The organism is Metapseudomonas phytobenefica (genome assembly GCF_043392685.1).
Taxonomy (GTDB): Bacteria; Pseudomonadota; Gammaproteobacteria; order Pseudomonadales; family Pseudomonadaceae; genus Metapseudomonas.
Map to the genome: position 1 here is coordinate 81302 of NZ_JBHZGM010000013.1, position 14035 is coordinate 95336.

Below are 14035 nucleotides of genomic sequence, written 5' to 3' on the forward strand. Positions count from 1 at the left end.
CAGAATCGATGGTCAGGCTGCCCCTCCGGGGCAGTGCGGCGGCGAATCAGGAAGAACGGGGCGGCGCGCGAGATCGGGCGCCGGGGAACAGCGGCGCCTGCGCTGGCAGGCCGACGCGCCAGGACCTCTCCGGCGCAGCCGCGACGGGCACCGCCAGAAGGGCGCCCGGCAGCGAGTTGCCCAGGGCGGGGCTCGCCGCCAGCAGGTCGCAGTAGCCGCAGGCATCCAGGGGCGAGGGCCGCCCATGATGCGCAGACGTTGGCGGCGGCTGTTGGTCGTGGTCACAGGCCAGCTCCGTGAGCCAGCCGGGCAGCTCCGCCTGCGCCACGCGGACCTGGGACGCCAGCGCGCCGAAATAGATCGCCAGCATCGCGAACAGCCCCAACCACAGGCCCACGCGCATCCGCACGGGCAAGGCCGTGGCATGGGCGTGACGATGGCGGATGCGTGAGGCAGCCATGGAGTCGGCGAATCCGGTTGCAGGGACGATCGGGCAACGGCCTCACGCCGAAGCGCGGCGCGAGCAGTCGCAGGGTTCAGACGGACGAATCCGGGTCTGGAACGATGTCAGGCTAACGGGGAGGCCCGTGGACTGGCCGAAGGCCAGGTATGGCGCGGCGGGTGTCTGTCACCCCCGGCATGAGGAAGGAAAGGCGCCCTGCCCGCTCCGAGCAGCCAGGACAGCAGCACCACCGCGACAGCGCCGAGGATGGCCCCAGCGCACAGCGGGCATTTGAAGAGGTCGGACCAGCCACTGGCGGCGCTGCCGCCGAGGTCACCGTCCGAGGTCGGGCCGCTGGCCGAACCCTCGGAGCAGAATTGCCCGCCAATACCGCTCAGCTCCAGCCCCATCGCCTGGCCATGGAGCAAGCCGCAGGCGAACAGATTGAACAGGACGCAGGCATAGAGCATCCAGGCAATCAGCGAGCGGTCTTGGCGGGCAGATTTCATGGGCGGCGACTCTAGCACTGGCGTTCCAGGGCAGGAAACCGCAAGCCCATGCGGTGGATTGCCACATGGATGTCCAGGCCGGACGGCGCCCGGACCTCAGAAGCTGTCGATGGGAATCTTCAGGTAGCAGATACCATTGGACTCGGCCGGCGGCAGCTGGCCGGCACGCATGTTCACCTGCACCGCCGGCAGGATCAGCGCAGGCATGTTCAGGGTGGCGTCGCGCGCGCTACGCATGGCGACGAAGCTGTCTTCATCGATGCCCTCGCGGACGTGGACATTACTCGCGCGCTGCTCGGCCACCGTGGTTTCGCAGCAGAACTCGTCGCGCCCTGGCGTCTTGTAGTCGTGGCAGAGGAACAGGCGGGTTTCGCCCGGCAAGCCGAACAGGCGCTGGATGGAGCGGTACAAGGCGCGGGCGTCGCCATCGGGGAAATCGCAGCGCGCGGTGCCGTAGTCGGGCATGAACAGGGTGTCGCCGATGAAGGCAGCGTCACCGACCAGGTAGGTCATGCACGCCGGCGTGTGGCCCGGAGTATGGAGGGCGAGGAGTTCCAGATTACCGATGGCCAGGCGATCGCCGTCCTGCAACAGAATGTCGAACTGGCGGCCGTCGGTGGCGAAGTCCTCGCCGGCATTGAACAGCGCGCCAAAGCGCCGCTGCACCTGGGTGATATGCCCGCCGATGGCCAGCGCCCCGCCCAGTTCGTGCTTGAGCCAGGCGGCCGCGGACAGGTGATCGGCATGCACATGGGTTTCCAGCAGCCAGTCCACCGTCAGCCTCTGGTCGCGCACGTAGGCGACGATCCGCCCGGCCCCCGCGTGGGAGGTGCGTCCGCTGGCGGCGCAGTAATCCAGCACCGGGTCGACGATGGCGCAACGTCCGCTGTCCGGGTCGCTGACCACATAGCTGAAGGAACAGGTGGCCGGGTCGAAGAAGGCCTGCACCTGTGGATTCATGGAGGTCGATTCCTGCAATTGGACTCGATCTGAAGTATGGACCGTCATTTGGCTGAGTTTTCTTGGTCGAAGGCGAACACTTGTCACAGCCAAGTTTCATAGGGTTCCTTCCTGGCATTAACTGGGACGCACTTAATTTCTCTCGTTATCCTGCATCCAGGCCGGGATATCCCTCATTCCATGCAGCACCCGCCACACATCAATGTGATCATCACGCTCGATATAGAAGACCAGATAGGGGTAGCGCTTCAACGTCCAGGAACGTAGTCCCGGCAGATCGAGTTCGTGGGCGTACCGTGATGACCCCAATTCGGGATGCCGACTGATGTGCTTGTAGGCTCGCTCCAGGGCGCCGATGAAGCCGAGAGCGGCTTGCTCAGTTGCCTCGCTCAGGTAGTAGCTGATGGCATCGTCGATATCCTGATTGGCTATTTTGCGAGGGATGATGGGCTTGGCCTTCATGCCTCGGCGTTCCGTACCCGGTTGCGCAGCGCCGCGAAGTAGGTCTCATCGGCCGGGGCGGCAGGGGCGGAGGCGGCGCCCTCCAGAAGCAAGTTACGCAGGCGCTGACGGTCCTGGTCCTTGCGGATCAGTTCGCGGACATACTCGCTACTCGTGCCAAAGCCGCGCTGGCTAACCTGGTCATCGACAAAGCGCTTGAGGGCGTCGGGCAGGGAAATGTTCATGGTGCTCATGGGAAACCACCTTTTGGCAAATTTTGCCAAACCATCTTAGCATCCGGTTTTGACGGCAGGTGTCGAGGAAGTGTCGAAATCACAGGCACGAACTGTCGATAATCGACACGGGTGGACGGCTGAAAACCCTGAACTGAGCAGAGCTGCGACTGACTCAGCCAACCCTCGGTATGGTTTTGCCCCCTATCCAACGGTCAGTCGCGCGGCGGCTCCAGGCCGCGCAGGGGAATGGGCGCGGACATGACGATGGACGTCCGCGTTTCGCCGAAGTGATTGATGCTGCCGACGAAGCGCTCCAGATGCCGGATGTCGCGGGTCACCACCCGCAGGATGAAGGAGTCCTGGCCGGTGACATGCAGGCACTCCAGCACCTCGGGCATCTGTTGCAACTGGGCGATCAGCCGCGCCTTGTCCGGCTGCGGGGTGGTCATGCCGATCAGCGCCATCACCCCGTACCCGGCCTTCTCCGGCGAGACGCTGGCGCAATAGGCCTCGATCACCCCGGCCTCCTCCAGGCGTTTGAGCCGCTCGGAGGTGGCCGGCAAGGACAGTGCCACGCGCGAGGCGAGGTCCGTCAGGGAGATGCGCCCTTCCCGCTGCACCACTTGCAGGATCTTCCAGGACTTGGCATCGAGCTCCATATTTCTCAGGCCTCCCGGGCCAACTGCGTAAATTGTTCAGGCGATTACCCGAAACTTCCGTAATCCCTGCATTCAGCATCGAGGCAGTGCAGCGCAAAATATTGCCCACGTCCACTGCCTCCGGAGCCTGATCATGGCGGCCCTGCTGTTTCTCAAATCCGTCCTGATCGGCCTGTCCATCGCGGCGCCGGTCGGCCCCATCGGCCTGCTGTGCATCCAGCGCACCCTGAGCCATGGTGCGCGCATCGGATTCATCAGCGGCCTGGGCGCCGCGGCGGCCGATGCCTGCTACGGGGCGCTGGGCGCCTTCGGCATCGGCGCCATCACCCGCGCCTTCGTGGCGCTGGCCACCCCGCTCGCCATAGCCGGCGCCTTGTTCCTGGCCTGGATGGGCCTGAAGATGCTGCGCGCAACCCCACCCGAGCGCGCGGCCAGTGCCGGCGACCCGGTGCATGCCCTGCCAGCGTTCGTCTCGGTGTTCCTGCTGACCTTGAGCAACCCGCTGACCATCCTCTCCTTCATCGCCATCTTCGCCACCCTGTCCGGCGGCGAGACGCTGGCCGGGGTGGACGGGCTGCTGATGGTGCTGGGCGTGTTCTGCGGCTCGGCCCTCTGGTGGCTGGCCCTGACCCTGGGCGTGTCCCTGATCCGTCACCGGCTGGGCGTGCGTGCCATGCAGTGGATCGACCGTACCGCTGGCGTCTTCCTGTTGGGCTTTGCGGCCTGGCAGCTGGCGCGGGTGGTGGCTAGCTGAGTCGTGTGGCAGGCCATCGCCTGCTCAGAGACTGAAGTCGCCCCTACAGGAAAGCCCCTTCACGCCATCTGCCCGATCGTCCTGCGGAACCGCCCCAGCGCAGCGGCGAAGAACGCACCACCGATGCCGATGATCGCCAGCAATTGCGGCCAGACGATGTCCAGGCCGGCGCCGCGATAGAGGATGGCCTGGGCCAATGCCACGAAGTGGGTGGTCGGTGCCGCCAGCATGATGTGCTGCACCAGCTCCGGCATGCTCTCCCGTGGCGTGGTGCCGCCGGAGAGTATCTGCAGCGGCATCAGCACCAGGATGGTCAGCAGCCCCAGTTGCGGCATGGAGCGCGCCACTGTACCGAGGAAGATGCCTATCGAGGTGGTGGCGAAAAGGTGCAGCCCCGCCGCCAGCAGGAACAGGCCGATGGAGCCGCCGATGGGAACCGCCAGCCAGCCCTGCACCACCAGTTTCAATGACAGCGCCGCCGCCAGCAGCACCACCAGCCCCATGGACCAGACCTTGGCCAGCATGATCTCGAAGGCCGACAGCGGCATCACCAGCAAGTGCTCCACCGTGCCATGTTCCCGCTCGCGGATCAGCGCGGCGCCGGTGAGGATGATCGACAGCATGGTGATCTGATTGATCACCTCCATCACCCCGCCGAACCAGGCCTGGGTCAGGTTGGGGTTGAACAGCATGCGCGGCGCCAGCTCCACCGGTTGCAGGCTGGCGCCCCGGTAGCGCTGGACGAACTGCTGCAGTTCCTCGGCGACGATGCTCTGGATGTACCCCGCGCCGCTGAACGCCTGGCCGACCTGGGTGGCGTCCACATTCAACTGCAGCGCCGGGCTGCGGCCGGCGAGCACGTCGCGCTGGAAGTCCGGCGGAATGTTCAGGGTGAAGGTGTACTGCCCGGTATCCATGCCCCGGTCCATGGCGGCCTGGTCGATCATCGCCGGCGGGCGGAAATACGGCGGCTGGAAGGCATCGATAAGCTGGGTGGAAAGCTGCGAACGGTCCTCGTCCACCACCGCAATGGGGGCGTTATGCAGGGTTTCCGGCAGGCCGGTGGCGGAGCTGTAGACGCCCAGGCTGAAGGCCCAGGCGATCAGCAGCAGCATGGCGTAGTCGCGCTGCAGGCTGCGGAATTCCTTGATCCCGAGGTGAAAGACATTGGCCAGTGCGCGCATGGCTCAGTCCTCCTGCTTCTTCAGCGCCAGCACGCTGAGCAGGGTGAGCAGCGGAATGGCCACGGCCAGCGCGAGGAAGTACGGCGCAAGGTCGGCAAAGCCCAGGGCCTTGGAAAACACGCCCCGACTGATCACCAGAAAGTGCGAGGTGGGATAGAGCTTGCCCATCAGCGCCGCGCCGCCCTCCAGGGACGACACCGGGTGCACCAGCCCGGAGAACTGGATGGCCGGCACCATGGTGGCGATGGCCACGCCGAACACCGCGGCGATCTGGCTGCGCATGAAGGTGGACATCAGCAGGCCGATGCCGGTGGCCACGCAGACATAGAGCAAGGCGCCGGCCAGCAGCGCCAGCAGGCTGCCCTTGAGTGGCACGCCGAACACCAGCACCGCCAGGGCCGCCATCAGCACGAAGTTGAACATTCCCATCGCCACATAGGGCAGTTGCTTGCCGAGGAGGAATTCCAGCCGCGTGACCGGCGTGACGTAGAGGTTGGTGATCGAGCCCAGCTCCTTCTCGCGCACCACGCCAAGGGCCGTAAGCATGGCCGGGATCATGATCAGCAGCAGCGGAATCACCGCCGGCACCATGGCCTGGATGCTTTCCACGTCCGGGTTGTAGCGGTAGCGCAGTTCGACGCTCGCCGTCGCCGGCATTGCGGCGCTGCTGGAGGTGCGCGCCAGTTCCCGCAGGTAGTCGCTGTGCAGCCCCTGCACATAGCCCTTCACCGTGTTGGCGCGGGTCGGCATGGCGCCGTCCACCCAGACGCCGATCTGGGGGCTGGCGCCGCGCTTGAGGTCACGGCCGAAGCCCGGCGGAATCTCGATGGCCAGGCTCAGCTCGCCGCTGCGCATGCGCCGGTCCAGCTCGTCGTAGTCGCGGATCGGCGCCTTCTCGATGAAGTAGCGCGAGCCGGCGATGTTCAGCGCGTACGACTGGCTGGTGGTGGTCTGGTCACGGTCGAGCACGGCGTAGGACAGGTCCTCCACGTCCAGGCTGATGCCGTAGCCGATGATGAACATCAACAGCACCGTGCCCAGCAGCGCCAGGGTCAGGCGGATGGGGTCGCGGCGCAGCTCCATGGCCTCGCGCCGGGCGTAGCTGAACAGGCGCTGCGGGCTGAAGCCGGGGTTGGCCGGAGCCTGATGGGTGGGCGCGGACGACGCTGGAGCCTCGGCGGGCGGCTGGGCGCCCTGCCCTGCCGCTTCCTCCAGATAGAGGATGAAGGTGGCTTCCAGGCTGGCTTGCCCGCGCTTGTCCATCAGCCCTTGCGGCGTATCGCTGTCCAGCACCTTGCCGGCGTGCATCAGGGAAATGCGGTCGCAGCGCTCGGCCTCGTTCATGAAGTGGGTGGAGATGAAGATGGTCACCCCGTCGCGACGCGACAGTTCCACCATCAGCTCCCAGAAACCGTCGCGGGCCACCGGGTCCACACCCGAGGTGGGTTCGTCGAGGATGAGGATTTCCGGTTTGTGGATCACCGCTACCGCCAGGGACAGGCGCTGGCGGATGCCCAGCGGCAGGCTGCCGGGCAGTTCGTCCTGCACCTTCTCCAGCTGGAAGCGCTGGAGCATCTGGGCCACGCGCGGGCCGATCTCCGCTTCCGGCAGGTGGAACAGCCGCGCGTGCAGGTCGAGGTTCTGCCGCACCGTCAGTTCGCTATAGAGGGAAAAAGCCTGGGACATGTAGCCCACCCGACGGCGAGTCGCCATGTCGCTGGCGTCCACCGGCTGGCCGAACAGCGCGCAGCTCCCTTCGCTGGCCGGCAGCAGCCCGGTGAGCATCTTCATGGTGGTGGACTTGCCGCAGCCGTTGGAGCCGAGGAAGCCGAAGATTTCCCCGCGCTCGATGCGGAAGCTCACATGGTCCACCGCGACGAAATCGCCGAAGCGGCAGGTCAGCCCTTCGGCCTCGATGGCGACCTCGCCAGTGCCCGCCGGGCGCGGCGGAATCACCAGTTGCCTGTGGCCACGACGCTTCTCTTCCGGCAGCAGGGCGACGAAAGCCGCCTCCAGGCTGTCGGTGCCCGTGCGCCGACGAAGCGCCGCAGGCGAGCCGGTGGCCAGCACCCTGCCCTCGTCCATCGCCACCAGCCAGTCGAAGCGCTCGGCTTCCTCCATATAAGCGGTGGCCACCAGCACGCTCATGCCGGGACGGCCGGAGCGGATGCGCTGGATCAGTTGCCAGAACTGGTTGCGCGACAGCGGATCGACGCCGGTGGTGGGCTCGTCGAGGATCAACAGGTCCGGGTCATGGATCAGCGCGCAGCACAGGCCCAGCTTCTGCTTCATGCCGCCGGAGAGCTTGCCCGCCGGCCGCTCGCGAAAGGGGGCCAGGCCCGTGCTCTGCAGCAGATCGGCGATACGCCGCTCGCGCTCCTCGCGTTCGTGTCCGAACAGGCGGCCGAAGAAATCGACGTTCTCGAAGACGGTGAGCGTCGGGTAGAGGTTCTTACCCAGCCCCTGAGGCATGTAGGCGATGCGCTGGCAGATGGCGCTGCGGTGGCTGGCCTCGCGCATGTCGCCGCCGAGCACATGCAGCGCTCCGCCCTGCACCTTGCGCGCGCCGGCCAGCAACGCCAGCAGGCTGGACTTGCCGACGCCGTCCGGGCCGATCAGCCCCACCATGCACCCGGCCGGCAGTTCCAGGCTCACATCGTCCAGGGCATGCACGCCCCGGTACTGGAGACTGATGCCGTCCAGCCGTGCGACTGGACCCTGGTTCATAGCGGGACCTTCACATCCAGGTGTTCAGGCCAGGGGGCCTTCGGATCGAGCCGCAGGTAGGCCATGCCGGGCAAACCGGTCTTCACCGCCGTGATGTACTTCTTCAGCAGCTCCGGGTCGATGCGCGCCCTCACCCGGAACATCAGCTTCTCCCGCTCGCTGGCGGTTTCCACGGTCTTCGGGGTGAACTGGGCGACGCTGGCGACATAGCTGATCTTCGCCGGAATCACGTATTGGGGAGCGGCATCCAGCACAAGACGTGCTTCCTGGCCGAGGATCACCCGCCCGGCCTGGTTGGCCGGCAGGAAGAAGGTCATGTACACGTCCACCAGGTCGACCATGTTCAGCACCCGGCCACCGGAGCCGAGCACCTCGCCGGGTTGGGCGATGCGGTACTGCACCCGGCCAGCGCGGGGCGCGCGGAGCACGCTGTCGTCGATATCGGCGACCAGGCGCACGGTGCTGGCGGTGGCCGCCTCGATGGCTGACTGGGCTTCGATCACCTGGGACTTCGCCGCCTCCACCCCGGCCTGGGCCGAGAGCACCTGCGCGCGGGCGGCGGCCAGAGCGGCTTCGGCGCTCTGCAGCACGGCGCGGTCATCGTCCAGCTGCTGTTGCGGCAGCGCATTGCGGGCCACCAGGGTGCGGGTACGGCTGAAGCGCTTCTGCGCGGCGGTGAGTTCGGCCTGGCGCTGCGCGACCACGGCAGCGGCGGTGACCTTCTCGCTTTCCCGCTGAGCCACCAGCGCCCGGGCGGTGGCCGTGGCGTTCTCCGCCCGGCGTACCTCGGCGCGGGCCTGGGCCAACTGGGCTTCCAGCACCTGGGTATCCATGCGGGCCAGGACCTGGCCCTGGCTGACGAAATCGCCCTCATCCACGCTGATTTCCGCCACGCGTCCGGCCAGCTTGGTGGCCACATCCAGCTCAGTGGCCTCGATGCGCCCGTTACCGCTGGCGAATCCCTCGCCCAGACCGGCGGGCCGCAGCCCGTACCAGGCTCCGGCAGCGCCTGCCGCCAGCAGCAGTGCCAGCGCCCAGGTCAACTTGCGTCCGGTCGGCAACTTCATCTGATTCCCCGCTATTTCCATGGTTACGTAGGAATTTTCCGAATTTAGGCAGGAATCGTTCTTGATATAGGTCATTTCAAGCCAGAGCTATGCTTTCTGGCGAGTTTTCGGAGGTTCTGGCAGCCGGAAACAGGAAGTGGCACGGGCACACAAAGGGTTGGCACGGACAACAAGCTCCACGCTGGCCGCCAGCGGCAGACTAGGACTGCAGATTTCTGCCCCGCACCCGCAACAAAGTCCAATAACTCAGGGAGCCGCTGCAATGCGAATAACCAGGATCCTCGCCCAATCAACGCTGGCCCTGAGCGTCTCGCTCATCGGCCTCGGCAATGCCAGTGCCGAGCTGCCGGCCGATCAGGGCATCGGCCAGACCACCTTGCCCTTCCCGCCGGAACCGCACCGCGCATACATCGTCGACGTGGAGTTCGAGAGCTTCGTCGCCGGTCGCGTGACCGTGGTCGACCCCGAGAAGAAGAAAATGCTCGGCATGGTGCCCACTGGCTTCGCCGCGCCCTCGACCCTGAGCCGCGACGGCAAGACGCTGTTCACCGCCGACCTGTTCTACTCCCGTGGCACCCGTGGCACCCGCACCGACGTGCTCACCGCCTGGGACACCAGCACCCTGTCCCCGGCCTATGAAGTGCTGATTCCCACCAAGCGTGCCGAGGCACTGACCCAGCGCTACTCCCTGGGCACCAGCGCCGATGACCGCTTCGTCTACGTCTACAACTTCACCCCGTCCACCTCGGTGACGGTGGTCGACATCAAGGCCAGGGCCGTGGCCGGTGAAATCGCCATCCCCGGCTGCGTGCTGAACTACCCGGTGGGCAAGCGTTCCTTCGCCTCCCTGTGCGGCGACGGCAGCCTGCAACTGGTGACGCTGGACGACGAAGGCAAGGAAGTCTCCCGCACCCACACTGCCTTCTTCGACCCCAACGCCGAGAAGCTGGTGGAGCGCGCCTACAACGTGGGCGATATCTACTACTTCGTCACCACCACCGGCACCGTCCGCGGCGTGGACTTCTCCGGCAAGCAGCCGAAGGTCCTCGAAGCCTGGAACCTGGTCAGCGACGCCGCCGAGAAGAAGGCCGGCTGGGCGCCTGGCGGCTGGCAGCTGATCACCGTGGCGCCGAAGCTGAACCGTCTCTACGTGCTGATGCACGACGCCCACGAGGCGATGAAGTGGGAAGACCCGAGCCCGTTCATCTGGGTTTATGACCTCAAGACCCACAAGCGCATCGGCACCCTGGAAGCGCCGAACCCGATCTGGAGCCTGCAGGCCACCAGCGACGACAACCCTCTGCTGCTGGGCACCAATATCGCCGGCGGTCTGGAGGTGTTCGACCTGAAGAGCGGCAAGCACACCGGCACCATGGAACACATCCAGAAGACCGCGACCCAGGTCCTTAGCCACTGACGAGGTGAAGCCATGCAAGCTGATCCCATATTCGTCATCGCCGCCGCCCTCGCGGTCGCGGTGATCCTGGCCAGCGCGGCGACCCACAAGCTGCGTGCGCCGGCGCGCTTTGCCAACCAGGTGGAGGATTACCAGTTGCTGCCACGCGGCCTGGTGCGCCCGGTGTCGCGTCTCGTGCCCTTCATCGAAGTGGCCGTGGCCTTCGCCCTGCTGGTGCCCGCCAGCCGCCACCTGGCCGCACTGGCCGCCGCCGCGCTGCTGGCCGGCTACGCCGGGGCCATCGGCATCAACCTGTGGCGTGGTCGCCGCGACATCGACTGCGGTTGCGCAGGCCCTGAACAGGCCCAGCCGATCCGCCCGGTGCTGCTGGCGCGCAACGCCGTACTGGTGAGCCTGGCGCTGGTCGCCAGCCTCGCCCCCCGCAGCCGCGAGCTGGGCGCCTTCGACATCTTCGTCGTGATCGCCGCCAGCGCCGCTGCCCTGCTCCTTTACGCCGCTGCCGATGGCCTGATGGCCAACGCTCCCCGTCTGCTCAAACTTATTGGAAGGTGAATCATGGAAGCTCTTATCGTTTCCAACGTCCTGCTCTGGTGCCTGCTGATCGCCCTGGCCTTCGCCGTCATGGGCCTGGTGCGTCAGATTGGTGTACTCCACGGCCGCCTGGCCCCGGCCGGCGCGCTGATGGTCGACAAAGGCGTAGCCGTCAACGAACCCGCCCCGAAAGTCACCGCTGCCGACCGTAACGGCCGCCCGGTGAACTTCGGCTACGCCGGCGAAAAAGCCCAACTGCTGTTCTTCCTCTCGCCCACCTGCCCGATCTGCAAATCCCTGCTGCCGGCCATCAAGTCCATCGCCAAGGACCAGGCCGACCGCCTCGAGGTGATCTACGTCAGCGACGGCGACATGGACGCCCAGCAGGCGCTGATCGCCGAACACAAGCTGGAAGACGCCACCTACGTGGTCGGCCCGGAAGTGGGCATGACCTACCAGATCGGCAAGCTTCCCTACGCGGCGCTGATCGACAAGGCCGGCGTGCTGCGCTCCAAGGGTCTGGTGAACTCCCGCGAGCACCTGGACAGCCTGTTCGAGGCCGAGCACCTGGGCAGCGCGACCCTGCAGCAGTACCTGCACAACCACTCGCATTCCCACGGCGCACATAACCACTGACAAGGAAGGGAGCACCCAATGAAACTGCTAGACCGTCTGTTCGAACGCTCCACGCGTCACGTCGCCGACACCACGTCGCGGCGCAACTTCCTCGGTCGCATCGGCTCGCTGATGGTGGCCGGCGCCGCCCTGCCGGTGCTGCTACCCATCGACCGCACCAGCAAGGCGCTCGCCGCCGACGATCCGAAAGCCGGCGACCCGGGTGACCCGAATAGCTGCGACTACTGGCGCTACTGCTCGGTGGACGGCTTCCTCTGTGCCTGCTGCGGCGGCTCGGTGACCTCCTGCCCGCCCGGCACCGAGGCCTCCCAGGTGACCTGGATCGGCACCTGCCGCAACCCGGCCGACGGCAAGGACTACATCATTTCCTATAACGACTGCTGCGGTAAGCACAGCTGCGCCCAATGCGCCTGCACCCGCAACGACAGCGAGGAACCGGCGTACCGTCCGTTCAACAACAACGACGTCAACTGGTGCCTGGCGGCCAAGTCGCACATCTACCACTGCACCGTCTCCATCATCCGCGGCGTCGCGATCTGACCCGCCGGAGGGCCGCCATGCGTTACCTGTTGATTGCCGGACTGATGTGCGCCATGGCGGCCCCGCTGGCCATGGCCCGCGCGATTCCGGACCCGAACCAGAAGCACGCGCCGGGCAACGAAACGCCGCAAACGCCCATCTCGGAAGCCGGCTACAGCACCCCGGTGAACTACCAGCTGCAATGCGCTGGCTGCCACCTGGGCGACGGCACCGGCTCCAGGGCCAACGACACGCCGAAGATGAAGGACTTCGTCGGCAACTTCCTCAAGGTGGAAGGCGGCCGCGAGTTCCTCGTGCGGGTGCCGGGCATGTCCCAGTCGGCGCTGAACAACGCCCAGCTGGCGGACCTGATCAACTGGATGATGCGCAAGGACGGCATCGCCGGCAGCAGCGTGCCGGACGACTACAAGCCCTACACCGAGGAAGAAGTCGCCAGGATCCGCAGCGTCACCCTGCTCAACCTGCCGGACACCCGCGCGGGCCTGATCAGGCAGATGCGCGAAAAAGGCATCGCCATCGACGATGGCATGGACGACGCCTACTGAGTTTTATGCTGGACGGCTTGTGGCCCGCCTTCATGGCGGGCTTTTTTTGGGTGCGCCAGGCCTGGCGCACCCAAAAAAGGGAGACCGCTAGCCTCCCTTGTTCATTTCCGCATCCCTTACAGGACGGTAAGGGCAGCTGCGTAGTCAGGCTCGTTGGCGATTTCGCTCACCAGCTCGCTGTGCAGGACCTTGTCGTTCTCGTCCAGCACCACCACCGCACGGGCGGCGAGGCCGGTCAGCGGGCCGCTGGAGATGGCTACGCCGTAGTCCTTGAGGAAGCTGGCGCCGCGCATGGTGGACAGGTTCACCACGTTCTCCAGGCCTTCAGCGCCGCAGAAGCGCTTCTGGGCAAACGGCAGGTCGGCGGAGATGCACAGCACCACGGTGTTCGCCAGCTTGCTGGCTTCGGCGTTGAACTTGCGCACGGAGGTGGCGCAGGTCGGGGTGTCGATGCTCGGGAAGATGTTCAGCACCTTGCGCTTGCCGCTCAGGCTGGCCAGGGTCACGTCGGCCAGGTCGCCGCCAACCAGGCTGAATGCCGGAGCCTGCTGGCCCTTCTGCGGCAGTTGGCCGTCAACGTTGATCGGGTTGCCCTTCAGGGTTACTTGAGCCATAGCAATTGTCCTTGTTTGAGGTGGTGTTGTAGGAAAACGCTGAGTTAACCACGAGCCGGGAAGATTGTCCTGACTTTCGAGTCAGCCAGCGTCGAAAAATCCTTCCGCAGGCCAGCTCATTCGATTCCAGGCCGGCTCCGCAGCAGCACCTCACCGCGTTCTAAGGCGGTCCAGGATCAGGTCGATGGTTCCATCGGCATCGGATGAAACGTAGGGATCAAGCGCCGGAAACTTTTCCGCGGCGCGCTCCACCAGGTATTCCCCGGCGTACCGGATTCGTTCTCGGGTCGGGTTGTCGAGTTGGAGGCTGGCTCTGGCGAATCCATTGGCGTCCACATCGGCAGCGGCTTTTTCAAGCAATCTTTCCAGCAGAACCACGGTCTTCTTATCCATGTCCATGTTCTTGCCCTTCGACGGGAATGTCTGAGTCGAGCCCGGCTTACCCCTATCGGCGCACTACGGCTCGGTTATCGGGAACCCGAGGCGCCCATGCAAGGGACGCACCTGAATGTGTAGTTGCGGAACAGCGCTCGACTGAAGTGGCGCGGGCTGCGGATGCAGGCGGTTATGCAAGAAACGGGGGAGATCCCGTTCCGCACCCCATCCCCCGCTGCCGGGTGGTTAAACCCCATCGCTCTCCCCAACTCCGGGGGAAGTGGCATTGCGCAGACTCCTGCTGGAAAACAACAGCGATAACTGCCCATTCATTGGGCGGTAAATGCTGCCCCGGAGCCTGTTCCTGGCCGCAAACAGAAACTTTCGACGGTCAGATA

The 14035-nt window shown here is 65.7% G+C and carries 17 protein-coding genes; 6 read left to right on the forward strand and 11 right to left on the reverse strand.

Features of this window, described 5'->3' with window-relative positions:
- Positions 1-46 precede the first annotated feature (46 nt).
- The 6 genes from ACFW0B_RS12845 to ACFW0B_RS12870 all read right to left on the reverse strand — a co-directional run bounded on the left by ACFW0B_RS12845 (position 47) and on the right by ACFW0B_RS12870 (position 3247).
- The gene (locus ACFW0B_RS12845; RefSeq protein ID WP_449148669.1) at positions 47-460 is read right to left on the reverse strand and encodes a DUF2946 domain-containing protein; all 414 of its coding nucleotides are present in this window, start codon (positions 458-460) and stop codon (positions 47-49) included.
- Between the two features lie 107 nt (positions 461-567).
- Complete coding sequence (locus ACFW0B_RS12850; RefSeq protein WP_449148671.1) at positions 568-951, reverse strand: DUF2946 domain-containing protein; 384 nt, start codon at positions 949-951, stop codon at positions 568-570.
- Positions 952-1047: 96 nt separating this feature from the next.
- Positions 1048-1911, reverse strand: a complete 864-nt coding sequence (locus tag ACFW0B_RS12855; RefSeq protein WP_449148673.1) for an MBL fold metallo-hydrolase — start codon at positions 1909-1911, stop codon at positions 1048-1050.
- A 132-nt stretch (positions 1912-2043) separates the two neighbouring features.
- Positions 2044-2373 (reverse strand): type II toxin-antitoxin system RelE/ParE family toxin, encoded by a 330-nt coding sequence (locus tag ACFW0B_RS12860; RefSeq protein ID WP_449148675.1) that lies wholly within the window; start codon positions 2371-2373, stop codon positions 2044-2046.
- Positions 2370-2606, reverse strand: a complete 237-nt coding sequence (locus ACFW0B_RS12865; RefSeq protein ID WP_449148677.1) for a type II toxin-antitoxin system ParD family antitoxin — start codon at positions 2604-2606, stop codon at positions 2370-2372. The genes ACFW0B_RS12860 and ACFW0B_RS12865 overlap by 4 nt, the downstream gene beginning before the upstream one ends.
- A gap of 194 nt (positions 2607-2800) precedes the next feature.
- Complete coding sequence (locus tag ACFW0B_RS12870) at positions 2801-3247, reverse strand: Lrp/AsnC family transcriptional regulator (protein ID WP_449148679.1); 447 nt, start codon at positions 3245-3247, stop codon at positions 2801-2803.
- 133 nt (positions 3248-3380) lie between these two features.
- On the opposite strand from ACFW0B_RS12870, the gene ACFW0B_RS12875 reads away from it, so the two are divergent.
- On the forward strand, positions 3381-4001 hold the full coding sequence (locus ACFW0B_RS12875) for a LysE family translocator (protein ID WP_449148681.1): 621 nt from the start codon (positions 3381-3383) through the stop codon (positions 3999-4001).
- A 59-nt stretch (positions 4002-4060) separates the two neighbouring features.
- On the opposite strand, the gene ACFW0B_RS12880 is transcribed toward ACFW0B_RS12875, so the two are convergent.
- Genes ACFW0B_RS12880 through ACFW0B_RS12890 form a run of 3 tightly spaced genes read right to left on the reverse strand, consistent with a single transcriptional unit; the run spans position 4061 to position 8979 of the window.
- Entirely contained in the window at positions 4061-5185 is a 1125-nt protein-coding gene (locus ACFW0B_RS12880; protein ID WP_449148683.1) for an ABC transporter permease, read from the reverse strand.
- A gap of 3 nt (positions 5186-5188) precedes the next feature.
- Positions 5189-7912 carry a ribosome-associated ATPase/putative transporter RbbA gene (gene rbbA, locus ACFW0B_RS12885; protein ID WP_449148685.1) on the reverse strand — a complete coding sequence of 908 codons (2724 nt, stop codon included), beginning with the start codon at positions 7910-7912 and terminating at the stop codon, positions 5189-5191.
- Positions 7909-8979 (reverse strand): HlyD family secretion protein, encoded by a 1071-nt coding sequence (locus ACFW0B_RS12890; protein WP_449148687.1) that lies wholly within the window; start codon positions 8977-8979, stop codon positions 7909-7911. The genes rbbA and ACFW0B_RS12890 overlap by 4 nt, the downstream gene beginning before the upstream one ends.
- Before the next feature lie 262 nt (positions 8980-9241).
- On the opposite strand from ACFW0B_RS12890, the gene ACFW0B_RS12895 reads away from it, so the two are divergent.
- Genes ACFW0B_RS12895 through ACFW0B_RS12915 form a run of 5 tightly spaced genes read left to right on the forward strand, consistent with a single transcriptional unit; the run spans position 9242 to position 12648 of the window.
- Positions 9242-10396: an amine dehydrogenase large subunit gene (locus tag ACFW0B_RS12895; protein WP_449148689.1), complete on the forward strand. Its 1155-nt coding sequence runs from the start codon at positions 9242-9244 to the stop codon at positions 10394-10396.
- A 12-nt stretch (positions 10397-10408) separates the two neighbouring features.
- On the forward strand, positions 10409-10948 hold the full coding sequence (locus ACFW0B_RS12900) for a MauE/DoxX family redox-associated membrane protein (RefSeq protein ID WP_449148691.1): 540 nt from the start codon (positions 10409-10411) through the stop codon (positions 10946-10948).
- Between the two features lie 3 nt (positions 10949-10951).
- Positions 10952-11563 (forward strand): methylamine dehydrogenase accessory protein MauD, encoded by a 612-nt coding sequence (gene mauD, locus ACFW0B_RS12905; RefSeq protein ID WP_449148693.1) that lies wholly within the window; start codon positions 10952-10954, stop codon positions 11561-11563.
- An 18-nt stretch (positions 11564-11581) separates the two neighbouring features.
- The gene (locus ACFW0B_RS12910; RefSeq protein ID WP_449148695.1) at positions 11582-12103 is read left to right on the forward strand and encodes a methylamine dehydrogenase light chain; all 522 of its coding nucleotides are present in this window, start codon (positions 11582-11584) and stop codon (positions 12101-12103) included.
- A 17-nt stretch (positions 12104-12120) separates the two neighbouring features.
- A complete protein-coding gene (locus tag ACFW0B_RS12915; protein WP_449148697.1) occupies positions 12121-12648 on the forward strand; it encodes a cytochrome C in 528 nt (175 codons plus the stop codon).
- A 116-nt stretch (positions 12649-12764) separates the two neighbouring features.
- Here the strand turns inward: ACFW0B_RS12915 and tpx are convergent, their stop codons facing one another.
- Positions 12765-13262: a thiol peroxidase gene (gene tpx / locus ACFW0B_RS12920; protein ID WP_449148699.1), complete on the reverse strand. Its 498-nt coding sequence runs from the start codon at positions 13260-13262 to the stop codon at positions 12765-12767.
- 150 nt (positions 13263-13412) lie between these two features.
- Entirely contained in the window at positions 13413-13655 is a 243-nt protein-coding gene (locus ACFW0B_RS12925) for a hypothetical protein (protein WP_449148701.1), read from the reverse strand.
- Positions 13656-14035 lie beyond the last annotated feature (380 nt).

Excerpts from the sequence above, each read along its gene's own strand:
- ACFW0B_RS12895 (WP_449148689.1), top strand. The coding sequence starts at position 9,242 with ATGCGAATAACCAGGATCCTCGCCCAATCAACGCTGGCCCTGAGCGTC.
- ACFW0B_RS12865 (WP_449148677.1), bottom strand. The coding sequence starts at position 2,606 with ATGAGCACCATGAACATTTCCCTGCCCGACGCCCTCAAGCGCTTTGTC.
- ACFW0B_RS12855 (WP_449148673.1), bottom strand. The coding sequence starts at position 1,911 with ATGAATCCACAGGTGCAGGCCTTCTTCGACCCGGCCACCTGTTCCTTC.
- ACFW0B_RS12870 (WP_449148679.1), bottom strand. The coding sequence starts at position 3,247 with ATGGAGCTCGATGCCAAGTCCTGGAAGATCCTGCAAGTGGTGCAGCGG.
- ACFW0B_RS12860 (WP_449148675.1), bottom strand. The coding sequence starts at position 2,373 with ATGAAGGCCAAGCCCATCATCCCTCGCAAAATAGCCAATCAGGATATC.
- ACFW0B_RS12880 (WP_449148683.1), bottom strand. The coding sequence starts at position 5,185 with ATGCGCGCACTGGCCAATGTCTTTCACCTCGGGATCAAGGAATTCCGC.
- ACFW0B_RS12910 (WP_449148695.1), top strand. The coding sequence starts at position 11,582 with ATGAAACTGCTAGACCGTCTGTTCGAACGCTCCACGCGTCACGTCGCC.
- ACFW0B_RS12845 (WP_449148669.1), bottom strand. The coding sequence starts at position 460 with ATGGCTGCCTCACGCATCCGCCATCGTCACGCCCATGCCACGGCCTTG.
- ACFW0B_RS12900 (WP_449148691.1), top strand. The coding sequence starts at position 10,409 with ATGCAAGCTGATCCCATATTCGTCATCGCCGCCGCCCTCGCGGTCGCG.
- ACFW0B_RS12875 (WP_449148681.1), top strand. The coding sequence starts at position 3,381 with ATGGCGGCCCTGCTGTTTCTCAAATCCGTCCTGATCGGCCTGTCCATC.
- ACFW0B_RS12915 (WP_449148697.1), top strand. The coding sequence starts at position 12,121 with ATGCGTTACCTGTTGATTGCCGGACTGATGTGCGCCATGGCGGCCCCG.
- ACFW0B_RS12890 (WP_449148687.1), bottom strand. The coding sequence starts at position 8,979 with ATGAAGTTGCCGACCGGACGCAAGTTGACCTGGGCGCTGGCACTGCTG.
- rbbA (WP_449148685.1), bottom strand. The coding sequence starts at position 7,912 with ATGAACCAGGGTCCAGTCGCACGGCTGGACGGCATCAGTCTCCAGTAC.
- mauD (WP_449148693.1), top strand. The coding sequence starts at position 10,952 with ATGGAAGCTCTTATCGTTTCCAACGTCCTGCTCTGGTGCCTGCTGATC.
- tpx (WP_449148699.1), bottom strand. The coding sequence starts at position 13,262 with ATGGCTCAAGTAACCCTGAAGGGCAACCCGATCAACGTTGACGGCCAA.
- ACFW0B_RS12850 (WP_449148671.1), bottom strand. The coding sequence starts at position 951 with ATGAAATCTGCCCGCCAAGACCGCTCGCTGATTGCCTGGATGCTCTAT.
- ACFW0B_RS12925 (WP_449148701.1), bottom strand. The coding sequence starts at position 13,655 with ATGGATAAGAAGACCGTGGTTCTGCTGGAAAGATTGCTTGAAAAAGCC.